Below are 18215 nucleotides of genomic sequence, written 5' to 3' on the forward strand. Positions count from 1 at the left end.
GCCGGCGCAGTCGCCACCCGCTGCTGGGTGGCCGGGACAGCCGCCGTCTGCTCTCCCACCTGCCGCTGGCAGTTTTCAACTGCCTCCCGTCCCGCCCGCTGCGCAGCCGCCGGCAACCCAACCCCGGCGCTTCCCGATCTGGCTCGTGCTGATTGGTGTATTTGCCTGCATCGTTCTCGCGGTTGCCGTTGCTGGCGGTGTGATGCTCTTGAACCGCGGCGGTGGTGGCGGTAATGGTGGCGGCCATGATAACGCTAGTGGCGGCGGGTTCACGACATCGCCTATCGCGCAGCCAACCACGCCGACCCGCGAGCCGCCGCCTAATGCGGCGGAGTGGACAGTGCTCGTCTATCTCGATGGCGATAACAATCTCGAGTCTGACGCGATCGATGATTTTGAAGAAATGGCGCGGGTTGGTTCCACCGATCGAGTGCATGTCATCGTGCAATTCGATCGCGTCCGCTCGCCAGAATTTTGGGATGACGAACGGTATGGCAATTGGGAAGGTACGTTGCGATTTCGGGTCGAAGCCGGGATGGAACCAACCCGTGCCAATGCGCTGGCCGATCTCGGCGAGCGCAATATGGGTGATCTGGCAACGCTGAATGAGTTCTTGATCTGGGGAATTGAGAATTACCCGGCCAAACGTTATGCCATCATTCTGTGGGATCACGGTGCATCGTGGTTGGGTATCGCCAATGACGATACCGATGGCGATGTGCTGATTCTGCCTGAGATAAGCTCGGCCTTCGAGACGGCGCTGGCCCGCACCCGGATCGGCGGCTTTGAGTTGATCGGGTTTGATGCCTGCTTGATGGCCCAGATCGACGTCTTCCATACCGTCGCGCCATACGGGCGAGTAGCCGTCGCTTCCGCCGAACTCGAACCCAACACCGGTTGGGCTTGGGATGCGTGGCTTGAGCAGTTGGTTGCCAACCCGGCCCAAGATGGCTACGCGATTGGGCCGGTGATTGTGCAAACCTATATGGATTCGTTTCGCGGCCAAAGCGCTGACGAAGTGACCCTCTCGACCTTCGATCTTACGCGCATGAACGAGCTGGTGAGCGGTCTCGACGCGCTAGCGCAAGAATTGCAACGCGGCGTGCAACAAAGTTATGCCGCCATCGGCCAAGCTCGTTCCTTTGCCAACGTGTATGCGCCATCGTATGCCGAAGCGTTTAATGCGATCGATCTGCCGCACTTTCTGAACTTGCTCCCCCAACAAGGCGCAACCGGCGCTGTGCGTGATCGGGCCGCGCAATTGTTGCGCGCAATTGAATCGGCCCGGCTAGCCAATGGCGTCGGGTCGTATCACCGCGAGAGCGGCGGTCTCTCAATCTATTTCCCGCAGTTGGTGAATCTCTACGCTGAGGCCTACGAGCGCGCTTCACCAACGCCGCGCGCCACGGCGTGGGAAGAGTTCCTGATCGCGTACTATCAGGCAAGCGGCGCGGCTGTGCAACGGCCAACGATTCGAGATTTGGTCATTAATCGCGATGTGGTCAGTGTCAATGCGCCCGCTAATCTCACCGGCACCTTGGCTGGCAGCGATATTGCCTACGTCTTCCAATTTATCGGCATTCCCAACGATCGGCGCGATACGGTTGATCTGATCTTGGTTGATTTCATTTATCCGCCGGGTGCTGCGCCGGGCAGCCAAGTGCCCAATTGGAGCGATGGCGAATTTAGCCTGCGCCTGAATTGGGACGCCACCAATTGGTACTTGAGCAACGGGAATGATGAGATTGAAGTCTTGCTGGGCCCGATTAAATATGGCTTTGAGTTTTACGGCGTTGAAGGCATTTATACCTCAACCGCCACTGGCGAGCAAATCAACGCTGGGCTCGTCTTTGCGATCCAAGGCAATGAAGCGCAGTTGCTCCGGGTCTGGGGCTTTCCCCGCGCCGCCGGCAAGCAGGAACCGCAACCGTTTGAGTTGACTCCCCGCGCCGGCGATACGTTTACCGCTTACTACCGTTCGTACACTGATACTGGCAGCGGGCTGGAAGCGAATCGGTTTGAGGGCCAGACGATTACGTTTGGTGATGCGCCGCTTAAGGCGGTGCGCGGGCCAACCCTCAGCGGCGATTATGTGATGGGTTTTCTGGTGCGCGATATTGCCGGCAATTATCACTACAGCTATGTTGATGTGGCAGTGGATAATACCAATGTGCCCACCACACCGGGCGGTGGTGTGATTCCGCCTGCCGGCCCAGCCCAAGCTGGTTTCCAACGCTACGAAGGCACGCTTGGCTTCGCGATCGATTATCCGCAAAACTGGCGCGCGTTTGATACCGGCAACGACCGGATCATCTTCTCAAATCGCGCGGTTGATGATGGTGTGTATGTGGTGGTTGATGTCTACAAGTTTGTTGACAACGACCCGACCATCGCCACCCGCACCTTGATGGAAGAGCTGAAGAGTGTCGTGAACCAGCAAGGCGAGCTGCGCGTTGATGTCACCGATTTCCAGATGGCTGGCCTGAATGGTTTGAAGCTTGAGTACGCTTATCCGCGCGATCAAGGCGGTAACAGTTATGTCGTCGCTGTTGTCGTGACGAGTCCGAATACACTGTGGACCTATCTGGTCATGTTTGAAGCGCCGGAAAGCAGCTTCGATAGCCAGCTTGAACTCTTCAAGGCCATACTCAGCAGCCTCGTGATCGGGTAGCGAATGCTACGCAGCGGGGAAGGAACCGACCGTGGGGGGGTGCAATCAACGTGAAGTGGGTGAGCGACCAGTCGCCCAGCTCATCCCAGACATTGCTCAGCTCAAATCGTGTCTGCGGATGGGAGTAGCGGGCGGATATACGCCGGCGGCGCTGATCCGACTAGCGCAGACGTTGAGTTATGCGACGCTCGCTGAGGGTGGGTCGGTGCTTGTTGCTGGCACAGCCGGCGGTCATTGGGCCGATCTGGCTCTGCAGGACGTGGCGTTGCCGATTCAGCGCAGTAGTATCGTGCTCCAAGGTGCTGGAGTGGCGCTGGTTGGGGTGGGGCCGCACTATGGCTATGCGTTGGTCGCTCTTCCGATGGAGTCGTTGGAACGCGAAGCTGATTTGCAATTGCATGACGCTCATTGGAGCTGCGCGCCTGAAGATCTGTTGGCCCTGAGCGAACGGTTCGAAAACTCCATCCCGATGCTGCAACGCGCTGCATTGCAGCGTTTGCAGCCGCCGCCTAGCCATATACTCTTGCAGATCGCGCATCAGGCGCTCGATTTTGCTGCTCGCCAACACGTGACGTTGGCGCTGGCCAATCGCGCGCTCACCGAACGGCTGCGCCATCACGAAGATCAGACCCGGATGATTGTGCATGATATGCGCGCGCCGCTGCATACGCTTCTGATCAGTCTCAAGGCCTTGCAGCGCCAAGGCTTTGATGCCAACGCGCGTGATGAATTGATCGAAGTAGCGCGGGAGAGCGCCAATTATCTGCTCAGCTTGACCGAAACGGTGCTCGATTCGGCCCGGCTCGAGACGAGTAGTTGGTCGTTGCAGTTGCAGCCGGCTAACCTCGTTGCGCTGATCAAGACTGTGTGTGAGCCGTTTCGTCAGTTGGTCCATCCTGATCAGCCGCATGTGCGGCTGGAATTGCCATCTGAGTTACCGCCGATCCTGCTCGATCAGCACTTGATCGAACGGCTGATTGCGAATCTGGTCTCGAATGCGGTGAAGTTTACGCCGTCGGGCGGTGAAGTGGTGGTGTCCGCTCGCCTAACCCACGATGGTCATAGCGTTGAGCTGCGGGTTAGCGATACCGGTCCGGGTATTCCGCGCGAGGCCCAAGAGCGGATCTTCGATCGCTTCTATCAGGCCCGCGAGAATGATCGTCGCCGGGGCACCGGTTTGGGTCTCTGTTTCTGCCGGCTCGCGGTTGAGGCGCACGGTGGCAGCATTATGCTTGAGAGTGAAGTGGGGCGCGGCAGTAACTTCATTGTGCAATTGCCGGTGAGGTAGGCTTCGCAAACATTGCGCAAACTTTGGCGTGCGGCAGTCCCACTGCCGCATTGCATATCACTCTCGCCTTTACCTTGAGGACGGACAGCACGTGTGATTGCGGACAACTGTTGATCGCTGTGCGATGCCTCAACGTTTAGCTCTCCGCTCCCCTCTCCTGCGTCAGTTCCGGACCGATGTTCTGTCCGCCCTTGAACCTGCGCCAGTGGGAGATGAGCAGGGAGTGAGGGCCAGCAGCCCGCGCAGCGGGCTTCGTAACCCTAGCCCGGCCCTTGAGGGCCGGGTTCCGGACGGATGTTCTGTCCGCCCTTGAATCTGCGTCAGTGGGATCGGGGCTGGGGGTGAGGGTGAAATAGCGCATCTCAACGCCAAACCGTGTCTATGTTCAGATCTTCTGTCCGCCCTTGAACACCTTTACCCGTAGGCTCGGCGTGGCGCACATCGCGCAACGTTATGGAGTGCGGCAGTCATACTGCCGCATTGCATATCACCCTCGCCTGTACCAGTGGGGTAGGCTTGGCAAACACTGTGTAAACTTTGGAGTGTGGCAGTCCCACTGCCGCACTCTGTTCTCATCCCGTCGCCGCAATCGTCGTTACGAGCGCGTTGGCTGCGCCCGCGGTGCGCAACGCGCCAGCGATCGTCGCCGCTTGTTCCGGCGTGGTCAACGCCAACATCACGCCACCCCAGCCGGCGCCGGCTAGCTTTGCCCCTAGTGCGCCGGCAGCTTGCGCTGCCGCAACCAACCGGTCAAGTTCCGGCGACGAGACGCCGATCTCGCGCAACAGTTCGTGATTGGCGCTGAGGAGTGGCCCTAACCGCGCTGCATCACCCTTCGCCAGCGCCGCGCGTGCTTGCTCGACCAACGCGCCTACCTGATCGAACAACGCTTCGTAGCGGGCCGGATCGGCCTGCCACCGCTCGCGCACTGCACCAACTGGTAAGCGAGTGGGGCTGCGCACGCCGCTGTCGCCGACGACCAGTGTCAGCGGTGCGCCAATCGGCAACGGCTCGATCAATGGCGGGAGTGATGGCCGGCGCTGAAACCAGATTGGCTGCTCGAAGGCCACCACGGTGTTGTCGATCCCGCTCGGTGTGCCGTGATAGCCGCGTTCGCTCTCGTACACGAGTTCGGAAATGGCTGCCGGCGGCAGGGTTTGGCCGCTGTGCGCCAGCAACTCGCGCACAATCGCCGTGGCGATGGCCGCCCCGCTGCCCATGCCGCTCGCGATCGGGATCGCCGATCGGATGGTGATTTCAATATCAGCCGGGACACCAAGCCGTTCAATGACCGCCATCACCAATCCGCTCAGCGGCTCATCGGGCCGCTCAGCGACTCGCCACTGCCCGCCAAGATCGGGCGCGCTGATCAGCGGACCGCTCCCCGGCGGGAGTGGTGTGACAGTTGCCGTCGCCCGAATGTCGGCCAGCGGCAACGCAATCGCTGGCCGTCCGTAGACGACGGCATGTTCGCCGCAGAGAATGAGTTTGGCCGGCGCTGTTGCCATGGCTCAACTGCGAATTGTCGCCCCTAGCTCGCGTTCGAGGTTGCCAATGATCTTCTTGCGAATCTTGGCTAACGTCTCGTCGAGCAGGGTGCGGTCAGGCGCGCGGAAGACAAGGTGATAGGTCAGGCTGCGTTTGCCTTCCCCCACTTGCGGCCCGCTGTAGCGATCAAACAGGGTCAGGCTCTCTAAATACTCGCCGGCGCTGCGCTGGATGACGGCCCGGATCTGCACTTCGCTGATTGCTTCATCAGCCACAATCGACAGATCTTGCACACTGGCCGGGAAGCGCGAGATGGGCCGGTAGACCGCTTGCCCGGCGTGGGCAAACAGCGTTTCGAGATCGATCTCGGCCAGCAGTATTCGCGGCGCTGCCACCTCTAGCCGCGCGCGCACCTGCGGGTGAGCTTCGCCAAGCACGCCAACCGGTTGTTGATCCACTGGCCGCCCCCGGCTATCGCGCTTGCGCACCAGCATCAACGCCGCCGAGCGTCCGGGGTGGAAGCGCTCATCATCGGTCAGCGGCACAAAGCTGAGTTGCTCGGCCAGCCCTAACCGTTCGCCGAGCAGCTCGACGATCCCCTTCAGATCGTAGAAATCGAGCCACTCGCGGTCGGTGCTGAGCCAGCTTTCCGGCTGGCGCGGGCCGGCCATCGCAATTGCCAGCCGGCGTGGTTCAGCGGGCAGCCAGCGATCGTCGTGGCCCGGCTCGGTTTGCGGTAAGTAGACTCGCCCAATCTCGAACACCAGCGAACGCTTGCGCTCGCGCAGGTTCATGGCCAGCGCCGCCGCGATCGAGGGCAGCAACGAGCGGCGCAGGTAGACATGTTCCGGCGTGCTGGGATTGCTCAGCTTGAGGTACCGCTCGGCGACGGCCTCAGAGGGTTGCACCTGCGCGACCAGCGCCATGTCGATCAGCGAATAGGTGATCAGCTCGGTCAAGCCGGCGCCGGCCATCAGATCGCGCACCTGCTCTTCGAGTTCAATCGCCTTGAGCGTCACCGGCGGCGGCAGTTCATCAGCCAAGCGAGTGGACGGAATCTGATCATAGCCATAGACGCGGGCAATCTCTTCGCACAGATCGGCGGCCATCGTCACATCTTGACGGAACGACGGAACCTTTACGTGTATCACCGGATCGGCGGCCAGCATGGCGAAATCGCCGACCGTCGCGCTGCCGCTGATTGTGCATTCAAACCCTAGCCGGCCCAGAATGCTGGCGATGGTGTGGGCATCGAGATGAATGCCGAGCAAGCGGCGCACTTCCGAGGGTGGCAGATCGATCGTCACCGGTTGCCACGGGCGCGAATAGACATCGATGAAATCGGCGGCAATCGTTGCCCCGGCGTATAGGCGCATCAGTTCCAAACAGCGGCGTAGCGCGATTGGCGGCAACTCATAATCAACCCCGCGCTCGAAACGGCGCGACGCCTCGCTGGGTAATTTGAGACCGCGCGCCGTGCGCCGGATCTGCACTGGCTCCCAAATAGCCGCTTCGAGCAATACGTTGGTCGTGGTCGCGCTCACCTCAGAGCTGGCCCCACCCATCACACCAGCCACCGCCAGCGGCCCGGCGGCGTCACACACCATCAGCGGCGAGTGGGACAAGCCGCTGTCAGAGCCGGGTGTCAGATCGCGATCCTGATCGTCGAGCGTCTTCAGCCGTTCGCCGGGTTGGGCCAAGCGCACGATCAAATGGCGTTCGGCCACGCGATCGGCGTCAAAAGCGTGGGTCGGCTGGCCCCACTCGATCATCACGTAGTTGGAAATATCGACAATATTGTTGATTGGGCGCATGCCGGCGTTGATCAAGCGGCGCTGCATCCAGAACGGCGACGGCCCGACCTGTACGCCCTCGGCTAGCCCAACCATAAAACGCGGGCAGAGATCGGGTTCGTGGATCGTCACATTGGCCCGCCCGCTGATCGACGGGCCGGTGGCAACAACCTGCGGATCGGGCAAGGTCAGCGGCGCGCCGGTCAGCGCGGCGACTTCGCGGGCCACGCCGACAATCGAGAGACAACGGGCGAAGTTGGGGGTCAGGTCAATTTCTAGCACAATCTCGCCCAGATAATCGCGCAGCGGCATTCCCACCGGCGCATCGTCGGGCAAGATCAAAATCCCCTCGTGATCCTCGCTCAGGCCCAGCTCTTTCTCCGAACAGAGCATGGCATCGCTCATCACGCCGCGCACTGGCCGGCCCTTGAGCTTGGTAATCACCCAGCCCTCGGCGTGGCCATCGTACAACTGCGCACCTTCGCGGGCAAACGCCGCTTTCAGCGGATGGGTCAAGCGGCCCTGATCGCGATACGGAAACAGATTAGGCGCGCCGGTGACAACCGTATGGGTCTGGGCCGCGCCATAATCAACCTCGGCCAGCACCAGCCGGTCAGCGTTCGGATGCGACCGCACCTCTAGCACATTGGCAACGACAATCAATTCGGGATCCCACGGCAGCGGCGCGCCCTCAACCCCGATCCGGTGGATCTGGGCGACTTCCATACCGCCGAAGGTCAAGCGCCGGGCCAATTCTTCGACCGGCAGATCGACCGCAACAAATTCACGCAACCATGACAGCGGAACTCTCATAGGCTCCTCGGCATAGCAATCTGGCTGGTGCGATTGTAGCCAGCGCCTTGCAGACTGTCAAATGACGTGGATGGCTCGGATGATCGCATTCGCTGGCAACCGGTTCCTTAGCCTGCCAGCCGGCATGCTACAATAGCCATATGTTCGCGCCGATGCAGTAGGAAGACAATGACCCAACCTGATTCGAATGAAGCGCCGGTAGCCTCACCGCCAGCGTCGCCAGCGCCGCGTTCGCGCAGTTGTGCGAGCCGGATCATCGGCCTGATTGGCTGGTTATTGACCGTGATCATTGCGGCTGGAGTAGCGTTGGTTGCAGCCGGAGGCATCTTGTTGCTGTTGGGAGTTGATCTCACCACACCGCAGCAGATCCGGCAAGCGAGCGTTGAGGTGCAGCGGTTGCAGGCAGCGGCCACGGCGCAAGCCAATACGGTGGCCCAACTACAAACGGCGCAGGCGCAAGCGAGCATTGAGTTGGGCAATGCGCGCGAGCGGATCGATGATCTCGAAGCGCAGGCGGGGCGACTGGCGGCGGCGGCGACGACCCAAGCCGGTCAGGCTGCAACGGCGGTAGCCTTGAGGCAGGCACTGCAAACCGCGGTCGCTGGAGCCGCGACATTACAAGATCAGCTTCGGGAAGGGCAAGTAGTAGTAGCGGTCGTAGCCACCATTCAAGCCGAACAAAACGAGCGGATTCGCGAAATCGAGCGGCGCAGCGAGCGGTTAACCCGTTTTCTTGACCGGCTGAGCGACATTGCTGCCGATACCGTGGATGATGTTGGCTTGCCTACGCCAACTGCGACACCCACTGCAACGCCGTCGCCGCTGACGGCAACGCCAACTGCGACGCCTGTTCCTACGGCCACGCCAACACCGTAGCAAATGGGTTGCGCTACGTAAGTGCAGGCAAGGCCTAATCACGTCCGATCGCCGCTTCAGTCAGCAAGCGCACCATTTGTTCGATCGAACGGCGAGCGCGAGCAAGGGCAAGCGTTATATCGGCCAGAATCGCCTCGGCCAGCGTGAAATTCGACGTATAGTAACTCCGGCGCAATTCCTCGAACAGGTCTTGCGCCTCTTCGAGGCTCCGGGCGGCTCGATCCAACGCTTGTTCGCTATCGTCGCGTTGGCGAGCCGCCGTCATCGGCCAGCGTCCGTTAATTTCCGCGCCGCGCACGATGGCCAAATAGCGCCGCATGCGTTCAGTGCAGGTCAAAGCATCGTACACGGCGCGCTCGGCGGTAGCGATCAACACCCGCCCAAGGTGAATATTGCGCCCTAGTTCAGCTCGCACCTCTTCAAGCGTATTCCGGGCCTGTTGGATGTGCTGAACCGCCTCGTCCGCAACGCGGATCAACTCCACCCTCTCGGTCTCCAATTCGGTTGGCCAGCGGCGTGGTATCGTTGGCATAATCAACAGCGCTCCTTCGTGTTCGGCGCAAGTAATCTTCGGCTTCGCGGTGGCGCAGCGCATTTGCGCCGAGTTGCCAGAGAATAATGGGAATGCCCGCAGCCACAAAGCTACGCCAGACCAAATCTTCATAATTGCGCCAATCGAGGTTACGTAAGCGGCGTGCTGCTAACGCGACCGGTGCAAGGGAAAGAACGACCCCGCCAGCAACCTCTGCCCACAAATGATCAGGCAAGACTGTCGGATAACGACGCTGGAGTAGTTCGAGAGTAGCAGCGTAGACAGTTGACAGTCCCATCACCTGCAGCGGCAATTGCACCGCCAGATGATCAGCTTCAGTCACCGTGTTGAACGTTGCGTTGTGATTCACTGCTTGCATTGCTGGGTTCCTTTCAGTAGATACTATATCACTCCTCAACTGTTTTGTCTAGTCTTTTGGGTGCTTTTTGGGTACTTCTTGGGGTTGATGGTTGGGTGATAGCCGCTCCTCCTGTTCAGTTTGTTTCGTCATAATGCCATTTCCACCAGCGACAACAAGTAGTCGATTGCAGGCGAGAAGGCGTCGAAGCTAAGCTTAGCTTTATAATACTACATACTGTAGTAATGTCAAGGCCTCGCTGAGAACTTCCCGCGAAACACTCTAGACAGCTCAAATATTATATGTTATAGTAGTTCAGGCAGGTATTTTAAGAACCCAACAAGAACCCGAAAAGGATCCTCTTGCCTAGCATTCTGACCCTGTGAGGAAGCGATGTTGCTCGGTACTTGGCAGGTGTCGCTCGATGAACAAGGCCGCTTGGCCATTCCCGCTCCTATCCGCCCTGTATTTAACGCTGGTGTAGTCGTGACCCGCGGTTTTGAACGCTGTCTCCAACTGTGCCCCGAACCGTTCTGGCGGGGGTTGGCTCAGCGGGTGAGCAATCTGACTCTCAGCGGCGCTGATGAGCGCTGGTTGCGCCGGTTGCTGTTTGCCGATGCCAGCGCTTTGTCGCTCGATGAGCAGGCAACGATTGTCATCTCTGCGCCACTCCGCGCGTATGCCGGTCTTGATCGCACCGCTGTTCTGGTTGGAATGGATCAGTATTTGGAAGTGTGGACGCCGGAACGCTGGCAAGAATGTGAGTCGACGATTACGGCCTCTGCCGGCCGCTGGTCGCACCATGATTGGGATGTAGCAGTGGCGCGCAACAGCGCGTTTTCTTTGTGATCATTTTTACTACATACTGTAGTAAATTGCTGGAAAGGAATTACGCTATGAATAGCGCCCTGACGCTCCAACCGCGCCCCGTGATTGATCGTCCGTCCGGCAGTGCCTTCATTGCTCGCCAGCGCCTGCGCCAAACCTTGCAGCGCGAGCGGTTGCTGGTGCGCGATCAGGGTGCTGATCAGGCGTTGTTGCTCGCCTTGCTCATGACGGAGCTGCCCGCTAAATCTCGTGAACGATAAGCCGTGCGCTGCCGGGTAAGATGGTGTGTTCCCGCTGTTAGCCATACCCATTCTGATCACTATGCGACCAACCTACCAACCTGTTCTGCTCTCGGTTGATTTTAGTTCGTATCACCGCGGCTTTTTTGTGCGCTGGGAAGCTAATGAGGTGATCGATATCACCCAGAGCCAGATGCCGATGCCGATCGCTGCCCACGATGTGCCGCTTGTGTTGCGGGCTCTCGATGTGTTGCAAGATCCGGCCTATCCGCATCCATGGACATCAGCCCAAGAAGCGGCGTTCACGTTTTCTCCGGCGGAACAGGATCGGCTGCGTGAACTCGATTTCTGGGATGACGGTGATCGGGTGCCGTCCGATTTGCCGCGCCGAGTCGGTCGCCGCCTCTTTCGGGCCTTGACCCACGATAAGCGCGGCGCTGAAGCCCTGAAGATTGTGCGTAACTATGCGCTGGCGGTCGATCGGCCGTTGCTGATGGCTTGCCATTTCAATGCCCACGCGCCGGCTGATATTGCCCTCGCCACGCTCCCGTGGGAGCTGCTCTGGGCCGATGAACCAACGCCGCTCCTCACTGAGCGCCGCTTGTCGGCAACGATTGAACGCCGTCTTAAGCATACCGGCCCGCCGCCGCAACCGGCGCCGGGCAGCGGCGCGCTGCGCATTCTCGCCCTCTCGCCCCAAGCCGGGATCCCGCCCGAATTGCGCCAGCTTGAACGCAGCGCCCGCATGAGCGCGTTGCAACCGTTGCTTGAATTGGGTCTGGCCGAAATGCGTGAGTTGAGCCCGGTTTCGCGCCGTGAACTCGAACGGGTGGTGCGCGAGTGGTCGCCCGATGTGATCCATTACTACGGCCACGGGCGCTATGAGCAAGGCGCCGGCGCGCTCTTGCTTGACCGCGAGAGCGGTGGGGAAGAATGGACGCCGCCGGGGGCGTTGGCTGCTGCTGCCGGCGAGGTGCGGATGGTCTTGTTGCATGCGTGCCAAGGGGCGATGGCTACCCCCGGCTCGGCCTTGCTTAGTAGTGTTGCCCCCGCCCTCAGCATCGCTGGGGTGCCGGTGGTGATTGGGATGCAGTTTACGATCCGCGCCGATGCTGCTACCCGCATGGCCAGCATTGTCTACGCCGGGTTGGCGCAGGGGCGTAGCGTGCAAGAGGCGCTGGTCGCTGCTCGGATTGCGCTGTATGTCGGCGAGACTGATCAGGTGTCGTGGTTTGTGCCGGCGTTGTACGTGCGTAATCGCACCCTTGGGCCGATTTACTTGCGCCCGCCCAGCGATCGGCCGCCGGCGTTGACCTTGGGCAACCGGTCTTCGGCACGGCAGCTATCACCGGTGATCCGCCGGTTGCGCATTCAAGACGAATGGTATCGCCGGCGATACGGCATCGATCCTAGGTAGCGCTGTCCCTTGGTGCCGCTGCACAGAGGTGCGGCTCCATCATAACCATCGCATGGGTGTACGTATGTATCAGATCGAATGGGTTGGCATGACCCGCAACCATTTTAGACCGGGCACTCCTGATCGGATCAGGATGGTGGTGCTCCATTCCACTGCCGGTTCCTACCCCGGTGACTTTAAGTGGCTCCGGCAGGGCGGCGCTCCCGGTCGTGAGGTTTCCGTCCATTACTACATCAGCAAGCGTGGCCAGGTGTTCCAACTGGTTGCAGATCAAGATATCGCGTGGCATGCCGGTGTGAGCCGTTGGGAGGTTGATGGCCGCACGGTGTATGGCTGTAACGATGTATCGGTGGGGATCGAAATCGAGAACCGTAACGATGGTCGCGATCCGTACCCGCCCGAACAGTACGCTGCTGCGCTTTGGTTGACCCGCGAGCTGGTGCAGAAGTACCGGATTCCGCCTACCCAAGTGGTGCGCCATCTCGATATTTCTCCCGGACGGAAGACCGATCCGGCCGGTTTTCCGTGGCAACGGTTTCTGGCCGAGGTGTTCGCCGGTTTGCCTGATGCCCCTGCCTTGCCGCCGGGTGAACAGTTGCGCCAATACATGCTTGATGCCGCGTATCGCGCCGCCGGCAGTGGCCTGCCCGCCGAGTGGCCCTTTTTCGCCCAAGCCCGCGCCGCCAATCTCGGCATGCCGGTCGCTTCGCTGGTCGCTCGCCCCCTCGCTCCGCGTCCGGCCTCAGCGCCCAATGACCGTGAACGCGCGTTGTCACTGCCTGACGGGACGCGCTATCTGGTTGAAGTCTATGCCCGCGATGCGCTGTTTGCTTCCGTTGGGCCCGATGACTCCCTCCGCCCCGGTGAGAGCATCAATCGGCTCAATACCGTGCCGGCTAGCCCGCAACGGATGGCGCTGCTTGAGGCAATCTTTCGCGCTGCCGATCCGGTCAATGGCTTTCAACCCGGTTGGGCCTTCCACCAGTATTTTCTCCAGCATCCCGATGAATTGGGGATGCCGATCAGCCATAATCACCGGTTGGCGCTGGCGCCGGGGTTGAATTTCGCTTGCCAGCACTTTGCTCTCGATAGTCTTTGCTCGCCGGTGGGCCAGTGGCAAGTGATCTACCGGCTCAGCGAGCTTCGCCGCGCCGCTGCTGGCCAGTTGGCGCCGTCTGGCCTCAGCCGCGAGCGCGCCACCCAATTGGCCCGGCTCTTGCTTGACGATCTCTTTGCCCTCCGCACCGGTCGCCGCTACCAACCTGATGCGGCCCTGATCCAGTATGCGTTGGGTGAAGACCTCGGCGCGCCACTGGGCCAACCTGAAGTTGTGGTGATCGATAGCGTGCCGGTGGTGTTGATGCCGTTTGCGCTCGATGTGATCGCTTGTCGCCTGCCGGCCCCGGATTGGCCGCTCGATCGCCCGTTGCCGTCGGCGAGTCCCTTTGGCCGCTTGACGGCGTTGCTTGGCAGCCACCGCCAGCTTGCAACCGGTGTGGTGCGGCTATCGCGGGTTGATGGCCAGCGTCTGCCACCGCCGCCAGTGACGTCTGCTCCCCTGCTTGGGCCAGTTCGGCAAGGCCAGCCATTGATCGATGTGAGCCTATTCGCCGGTGATGGGGAAATACGCCGCCGCCCGATTGATACCATTTTGCTGGCGCCAACTCCCGGCCCAACCAGCTTACAGTTGGTCAATGCTCACGCCAATGCGCGCTGGCACTATTACGTGGATCATACCGGCGCTGTGTTTCGTCTGCGCCACGAACGCTATATTGCCCGCACTGCTCGCGGGGTTGGCTTGCCCGCCGAGCAACTCGATCAACGCGCCATCGTGATTGCTATCGAGGGGTCGCTCGAACATGCGCCGCCACCATTGCGCAGCGCGGTACAGGCGCTGGTGCAGTTACTGCGCCGGCAGTTTCACATTGGCGCTGGCCGGGTGCGGGTGAGCGACTCCATCACTGAGATGCCGGTGAGCGAGCAGGTGTAATACCAACCATTATTCGTAGGGGGCGTATGGAATCAGCAGATGTATCGTTTCAGCCTCGTACCCCAATTACCATTAAGCTGATCGGTTTGGGTGGCTGCGGCGGGAATTTGGTCAGTACATTACAACTGCCGTCCGATCAGATTGGCGTGATTGTCGCCAATACCGATCAACAAGATCTGGTTGGACGCACCACGGTGCCAACGCGCATTTTATTGGGACCGCAGCTTACAGGTGGCAAGGGCGCCGGCGGTCATCCTCAAGTCGGCGCCGAGGCGACGCTCGAAAGCGAATCGGTGTTGGCCCAAGCGCTTGCCGGCGCTGATCTAGTGGTGATTGTCGCCGGTATGGGTGGTGGTACCGGCACCGGCGCCGCGCCAGTGGTCGCCCGCCTTGCCCGCCAACTTGGCGCACTGACCCTCGCGTTTGTCACGATGCCGTTTCACGTCGAGAAAGGCCAACGTAGCCGCACTGCCGAACAGGGTCTTGCCTCCCTGACCGCGACTTCCGATGCGGTGGTGGTGGTGTCCAATCAGAAGATCCTCCGTTTTGTTAATCCGCGGGAAACGCTGAGCAAAGCGCTTACCTATAGCAATACGATTTTGAGTGCTGCAATCAGCGGTGTCGTCGAGCAGCTCTCCTTGCCGTCCCTGATACAGCTCGACTTTTCCCACGTTCGCCAAACCCTCAGCAATGCCGGCCAGACGATGCTTGGCATTGGCAGCGCAACTGGCAGCGATGCCGCCCAACGCGCTGTGCCGATGGCGCTCAAATGCGATTTGTTGGAAGGGAATTTGATAAAGGCGCGGCGTCTCTTTGTATCGATCATTGGTGGTAATAATCTCGGTCTGCACGATGTGAACAATGCGATCGCGCAAATTCATCAGACGATTGATAGCGAGATGGAGTTAGCGATTGGCGTGGTCAGCTCACCGCACCAAGCTAACCCTGATCGCGTGCGCGTGACGCTGATTGCGAGTGAAGTTGATACGTTCCGCCGGCTGGCTGGCGCCAGCGCCAACAAATCTACTCCGGGCCCAAAACCGCCTGTTCAATCACAAGCCCCTGCGTTGCTTGAGTATGCCGATCTTCCGCCCTTTTTGAAGCTTCACCGTCGAGGCTGCGTATGATCTTGCATCTGTGCTCGAATGACCCCCTCGTCGCGCTTGTGCATGACCTGTTCGGCGCTAATCCGGTGCGTGTCCCCGATGCCCGCATCCGGCCGCTCTCAGTCGTTGTGCATCGCCATGGGCGCAGCATCTTTCGCGGCTCGCTCTTGCCGCTCTTGACCGACTCGAGCCCGCTCAGCGTCCAACCATCGGTGTCACAACTGATCGATATCAGTGGTCGCCGTTCGCGGCGGGTGAGTCTTGAATTGGGGTTGGCCATTTTGAAAGGTTTTTTGCGCGGCTTCGGCATCCCCACCGCCGAGTTGTCCACGACGTTGCAAGGCGCTGCTTCCATCTCCTTCTCATTTCCGACCGCGATGCGCCTCGCCTACGATGTCAATGCCCTCGGCTGCGCGCTAGCCGGTCGCGCAATTGATCGCGCCAATCCGGCGGCAGCGATTCTGTTCGAACAGACCCCCTACGAGTTGTTGTTGATCGACTCGGTTCTCACCAGCCGCCATATCACCATCACGATTAGCGGCGCAAAAGGGCAACGGCTGAATGTCGATATTGATGCGTTGCGCCACATGCTGGGCGATCTTGGCGCTCAGGCGAGTGTCAACCACGACTCCGATCTCGAAATCACCCTCGCTAGCCCGCATGATCTGACCTTCGCGTTTTCATGTGTGCGCCTCTTTTTCAATGATGAAGGGTATATCACCACCATGCCGCCCGATCTCGACCGGCGCGTGTTGGGGAGTGAGAGCGGTATCCGAGTGCGGTATAGCCCCGACCGCGTCATGCTCAGCGAGCAGCCGGGGCTGTTAGTATGGGATCGCGCCGAGGTGATGCTCAAAGCCTAATGCTAGGCGGCGCGGGCCGTTGGCCCGCCACAAGCAGAGATGGTGTAGCGCGTGGAGCGCGGGCAGCTGGCCCGCCACATTCCCATCCTGCTACCTTGTGGCCAGCTCGCGCAATACCTCAAGCAAATAATCTACTTCAGCAGCCGTGTTGTAATGCACCAACCCTACCCGCACCATGCCGCCAAGCGGCTCAACCCCTAGCCGTTCGCTCAAGCTCAACGCATAATAGTTGCCATCCCAGACAAAAATACCGCGTTCAGCCAGTTGTTCAGCCACCGCTCGCGGCGACAGGTTTGCCAACCGGAACGAGACCGTCGGCGTGCGCCACTCAAACCGCTCCGGCTCGCGAATCCCATAAAACGTGAGGCCGGGGATAGTGAGCAAGCCCTCGATCAACTGCACGGCTAAGCTCCGTTCGTAGTCAGCGATTCGGGTCATCGCCGTCACGAGCGCCTCGCGCCGGGTCGCGGCTGGCTGGCCTAAGCTGGCCAAGTACTCAATCGCTGCTGTCACGCCGGCCAAGCCTTCATGGTTCTGGGTGCCGGTCATCCAGCGTTCAGGCGTGGTATCTGCTGCCGGGCGCACTTTGTAGGGCTGCAATCGCTGTAAATGCTCGCGTTTGCCATAGATGGCCCCTACGTGCGGCCCAAAGAATTTATAGACACTACAGGCCAAAAAGTCGCAATCGAGCGCCTTGACATCGATCGGGCCGTGTGGCGCATAATGCACGGCATCGACAAAGACCAGCGCGCCGGCCTGATGCGCCCATTCGACCACCTGCCGTACATCGTTGATCGTGCCAACCGCATTTGAAGCATAACCAACCGCCACCAGTTTGGTACGTGGCCCGATCTTCGCCGCCATGTCCGCCATATCGAGCGTACAGTCATCAATGTCAATATCGACTTCGCGAATCACGACCCCGCGCTCGTTCAACGCTCGCCACGGCGCGACATTGGCATCATGGTCAAGCCGTGTCACCACGATTTCATCGCCGGCTTGCAGCTCACGCCCAATTGCCCGGCTGAACGCAAAGGTCAGTGAGGTCATATTCTGGCCGAAAAACACCTCGTCAGGATCGCAACCAAGTAGATCGGCCATCGCAGCATGCGCCGCGGCAATCATCGCATCGGTGCGTTGGCTGGTGGCGAACGCGCCGTGCGTATTGGCATTGTCACGCGCCAGATACCCGCTGATTGCATCGATCACCATCTGCGGCGCCTGCGTGCCGCCGGGGCCATCGAAAAAGACTGCTGGCCGTCCGGCAACCTCTTGCGCTAATGCCGGGAAGAGTGGGCGAATAGTGGATGGATCGAAGGACATCACAATCTCCGTGGCAAATCACTGTTTCAGCAAATCATACCAGATGTCAATGAATAGCCAACAGTCTAGCTCTCACCGCAGCTTCCCCCTCTGTCATAGCACGCCGCACTCGGCGTGACGAAGCAATCCCCCGCGAGGGCAAGCGGAACCCGCTCAGGCATGGGCTGCGCTGAAGGAGGAGATTGCTTCGGGCGCTGCGCGCCCTCGCAATGACATTCTGGCTTGGCATGGCGCGCCGCGCTCGGCGCGACGAAGCAATCCCCCGCGAGGGCGAGATTCGGTCACTCCGAGCATCAAAACATCTCATATCACTTGCGCAGTGCCAGTCCCGCGTATTTAGCGGCGCCCCTTCTCCCGCCGTCAGGTAGGAGAAGGGGCGGGGGGATGAGGGCAGTCAACGCTAAGCCGCCACGCGAGCAAAGACGCAGAGGATTCACACGCAAAGGCGCAAAGGACGCGAAGGGCGCATAAGGTATTTGGAATGAGAAACATTCTCTGCGCTCTCCGCGCCCTCTGCGGTAAACATCCGTACCTTTTACTCGCCTCAAAACACCGCCACCCCCGCTAGCACAGCTAGCGGGGGTGGGGCTTAAGTTGGTAGCGGCGGCAGGATTCGAACCTGCGACCTTC

The 18215-nt window shown here is 60.3% G+C and carries 14 protein-coding genes; 9 read left to right on the forward strand and 5 right to left on the reverse strand.

Features of this window, described 5'->3' with window-relative positions; all coding sequences use genetic code 11:
* The coding region (locus tag U9R81_RS15235; protein WP_322496285.1) for a clostripain-related cysteine peptidase at positions 1-2671 on the forward strand (2671 nt) is incomplete at its 5' end.
* Positions 2672-2702: 31 nt separating this feature from the next.
* Positions 2703-3959, forward strand: coding sequence for a sensor histidine kinase (locus U9R81_RS15240; protein WP_322496286.1), 1257 nt, complete (start codon positions 2703-2705; stop codon positions 3957-3959).
* A 572-nt stretch (positions 3960-4531) separates the two neighbouring features.
* On the opposite strand, the gene mvk is transcribed toward U9R81_RS15240, so the two are convergent.
* Positions 4532-5467 carry a mevalonate kinase gene (mvk, locus tag U9R81_RS15245; protein ID WP_322496287.1) on the reverse strand — a complete coding sequence of 312 codons (936 nt, stop codon included), beginning with the start codon at positions 5465-5467 and terminating at the stop codon, positions 4532-4534.
* A gap of 3 nt (positions 5468-5470) precedes the next feature.
* Positions 5471-8053, reverse strand: coding sequence for a phenylalanine--tRNA ligase subunit beta (gene pheT / locus U9R81_RS15250; RefSeq protein ID WP_322496288.1), 2583 nt, complete (start codon positions 8051-8053; stop codon positions 5471-5473).
* Between the two features lie 168 nt (positions 8054-8221).
* Here pheT and U9R81_RS15255 point away from each other — a divergent pair, with 168 nt between their 5' ends.
* Positions 8222-8929 (forward strand): hypothetical protein, encoded by a 708-nt coding sequence (locus U9R81_RS15255; RefSeq protein WP_322496289.1) that lies wholly within the window; start codon positions 8222-8224, stop codon positions 8927-8929.
* A 34-nt stretch (positions 8930-8963) separates the two neighbouring features.
* Here the strand turns inward: U9R81_RS15255 and U9R81_RS15260 are convergent, their stop codons facing one another.
* Positions 8964-9461: a hypothetical protein gene (locus U9R81_RS15260; protein ID WP_322496290.1), complete on the reverse strand. Its 498-nt coding sequence runs from the start codon at positions 9459-9461 to the stop codon at positions 8964-8966.
* Positions 9349-9840 (reverse strand): hypothetical protein, encoded by a 492-nt coding sequence (locus tag U9R81_RS15265; protein WP_322496291.1) that lies wholly within the window; start codon positions 9838-9840, stop codon positions 9349-9351. The genes U9R81_RS15260 and U9R81_RS15265 overlap by 113 nt, the downstream gene beginning before the upstream one ends.
* Positions 9841-10212: 372 nt before the next feature.
* Between U9R81_RS15265 and mraZ the strand changes: the two genes are divergently transcribed.
* The 6 genes from mraZ to U9R81_RS15295 all read left to right on the forward strand — a co-directional run bounded on the left by mraZ (position 10213) and on the right by U9R81_RS15295 (position 16262).
* Complete coding sequence (mraZ, locus tag U9R81_RS15270) at positions 10213-10668, forward strand: division/cell wall cluster transcriptional repressor MraZ (RefSeq protein WP_322496292.1); 456 nt, start codon at positions 10213-10215, stop codon at positions 10666-10668.
* A 47-nt stretch (positions 10669-10715) separates the two neighbouring features.
* Positions 10716-10907 (forward strand): hypothetical protein, encoded by a 192-nt coding sequence (locus tag U9R81_RS15275; RefSeq protein ID WP_322496293.1) that lies wholly within the window; start codon positions 10716-10718, stop codon positions 10905-10907.
* 61 nt (positions 10908-10968) lie between these two features.
* Positions 10969-12303: a CHAT domain-containing protein gene (locus tag U9R81_RS15280; protein ID WP_322496294.1), complete on the forward strand. Its 1335-nt coding sequence runs from the start codon at positions 10969-10971 to the stop codon at positions 12301-12303.
* 64 nt (positions 12304-12367) lie between these two features.
* Entirely contained in the window at positions 12368-14293 is a 1926-nt protein-coding gene (locus tag U9R81_RS15285; protein WP_322496295.1) for an N-acetylmuramoyl-L-alanine amidase, read from the forward strand.
* A 26-nt stretch (positions 14294-14319) separates the two neighbouring features.
* On the forward strand, positions 14320-15420 hold the full coding sequence (locus U9R81_RS15290; protein WP_322496296.1) for a cell division protein FtsZ: 1101 nt from the start codon (positions 14320-14322) through the stop codon (positions 15418-15420).
* Positions 15417-16262 (forward strand): hypothetical protein, encoded by an 846-nt coding sequence (locus tag U9R81_RS15295; protein ID WP_322496297.1) that lies wholly within the window; start codon positions 15417-15419, stop codon positions 16260-16262. The genes U9R81_RS15290 and U9R81_RS15295 overlap by 4 nt, the downstream gene beginning before the upstream one ends.
* A gap of 90 nt (positions 16263-16352) precedes the next feature.
* Here U9R81_RS15295 and U9R81_RS15300 read toward each other — a convergent pair whose 3' ends face one another.
* Complete coding sequence (locus U9R81_RS15300) at positions 16353-17585, reverse strand: cysteine desulfurase-like protein (protein ID WP_322496298.1); 1233 nt, start codon at positions 17583-17585, stop codon at positions 16353-16355.
* Positions 17586-18215: the final 630 nt, after the last annotated feature.

The organism is Chloroflexus sp. (genome assembly GCF_034435895.1).
Classification (GTDB): domain Bacteria; phylum Chloroflexota; class Chloroflexia; order Chloroflexales; family Chloroflexaceae; genus Chloroflexus.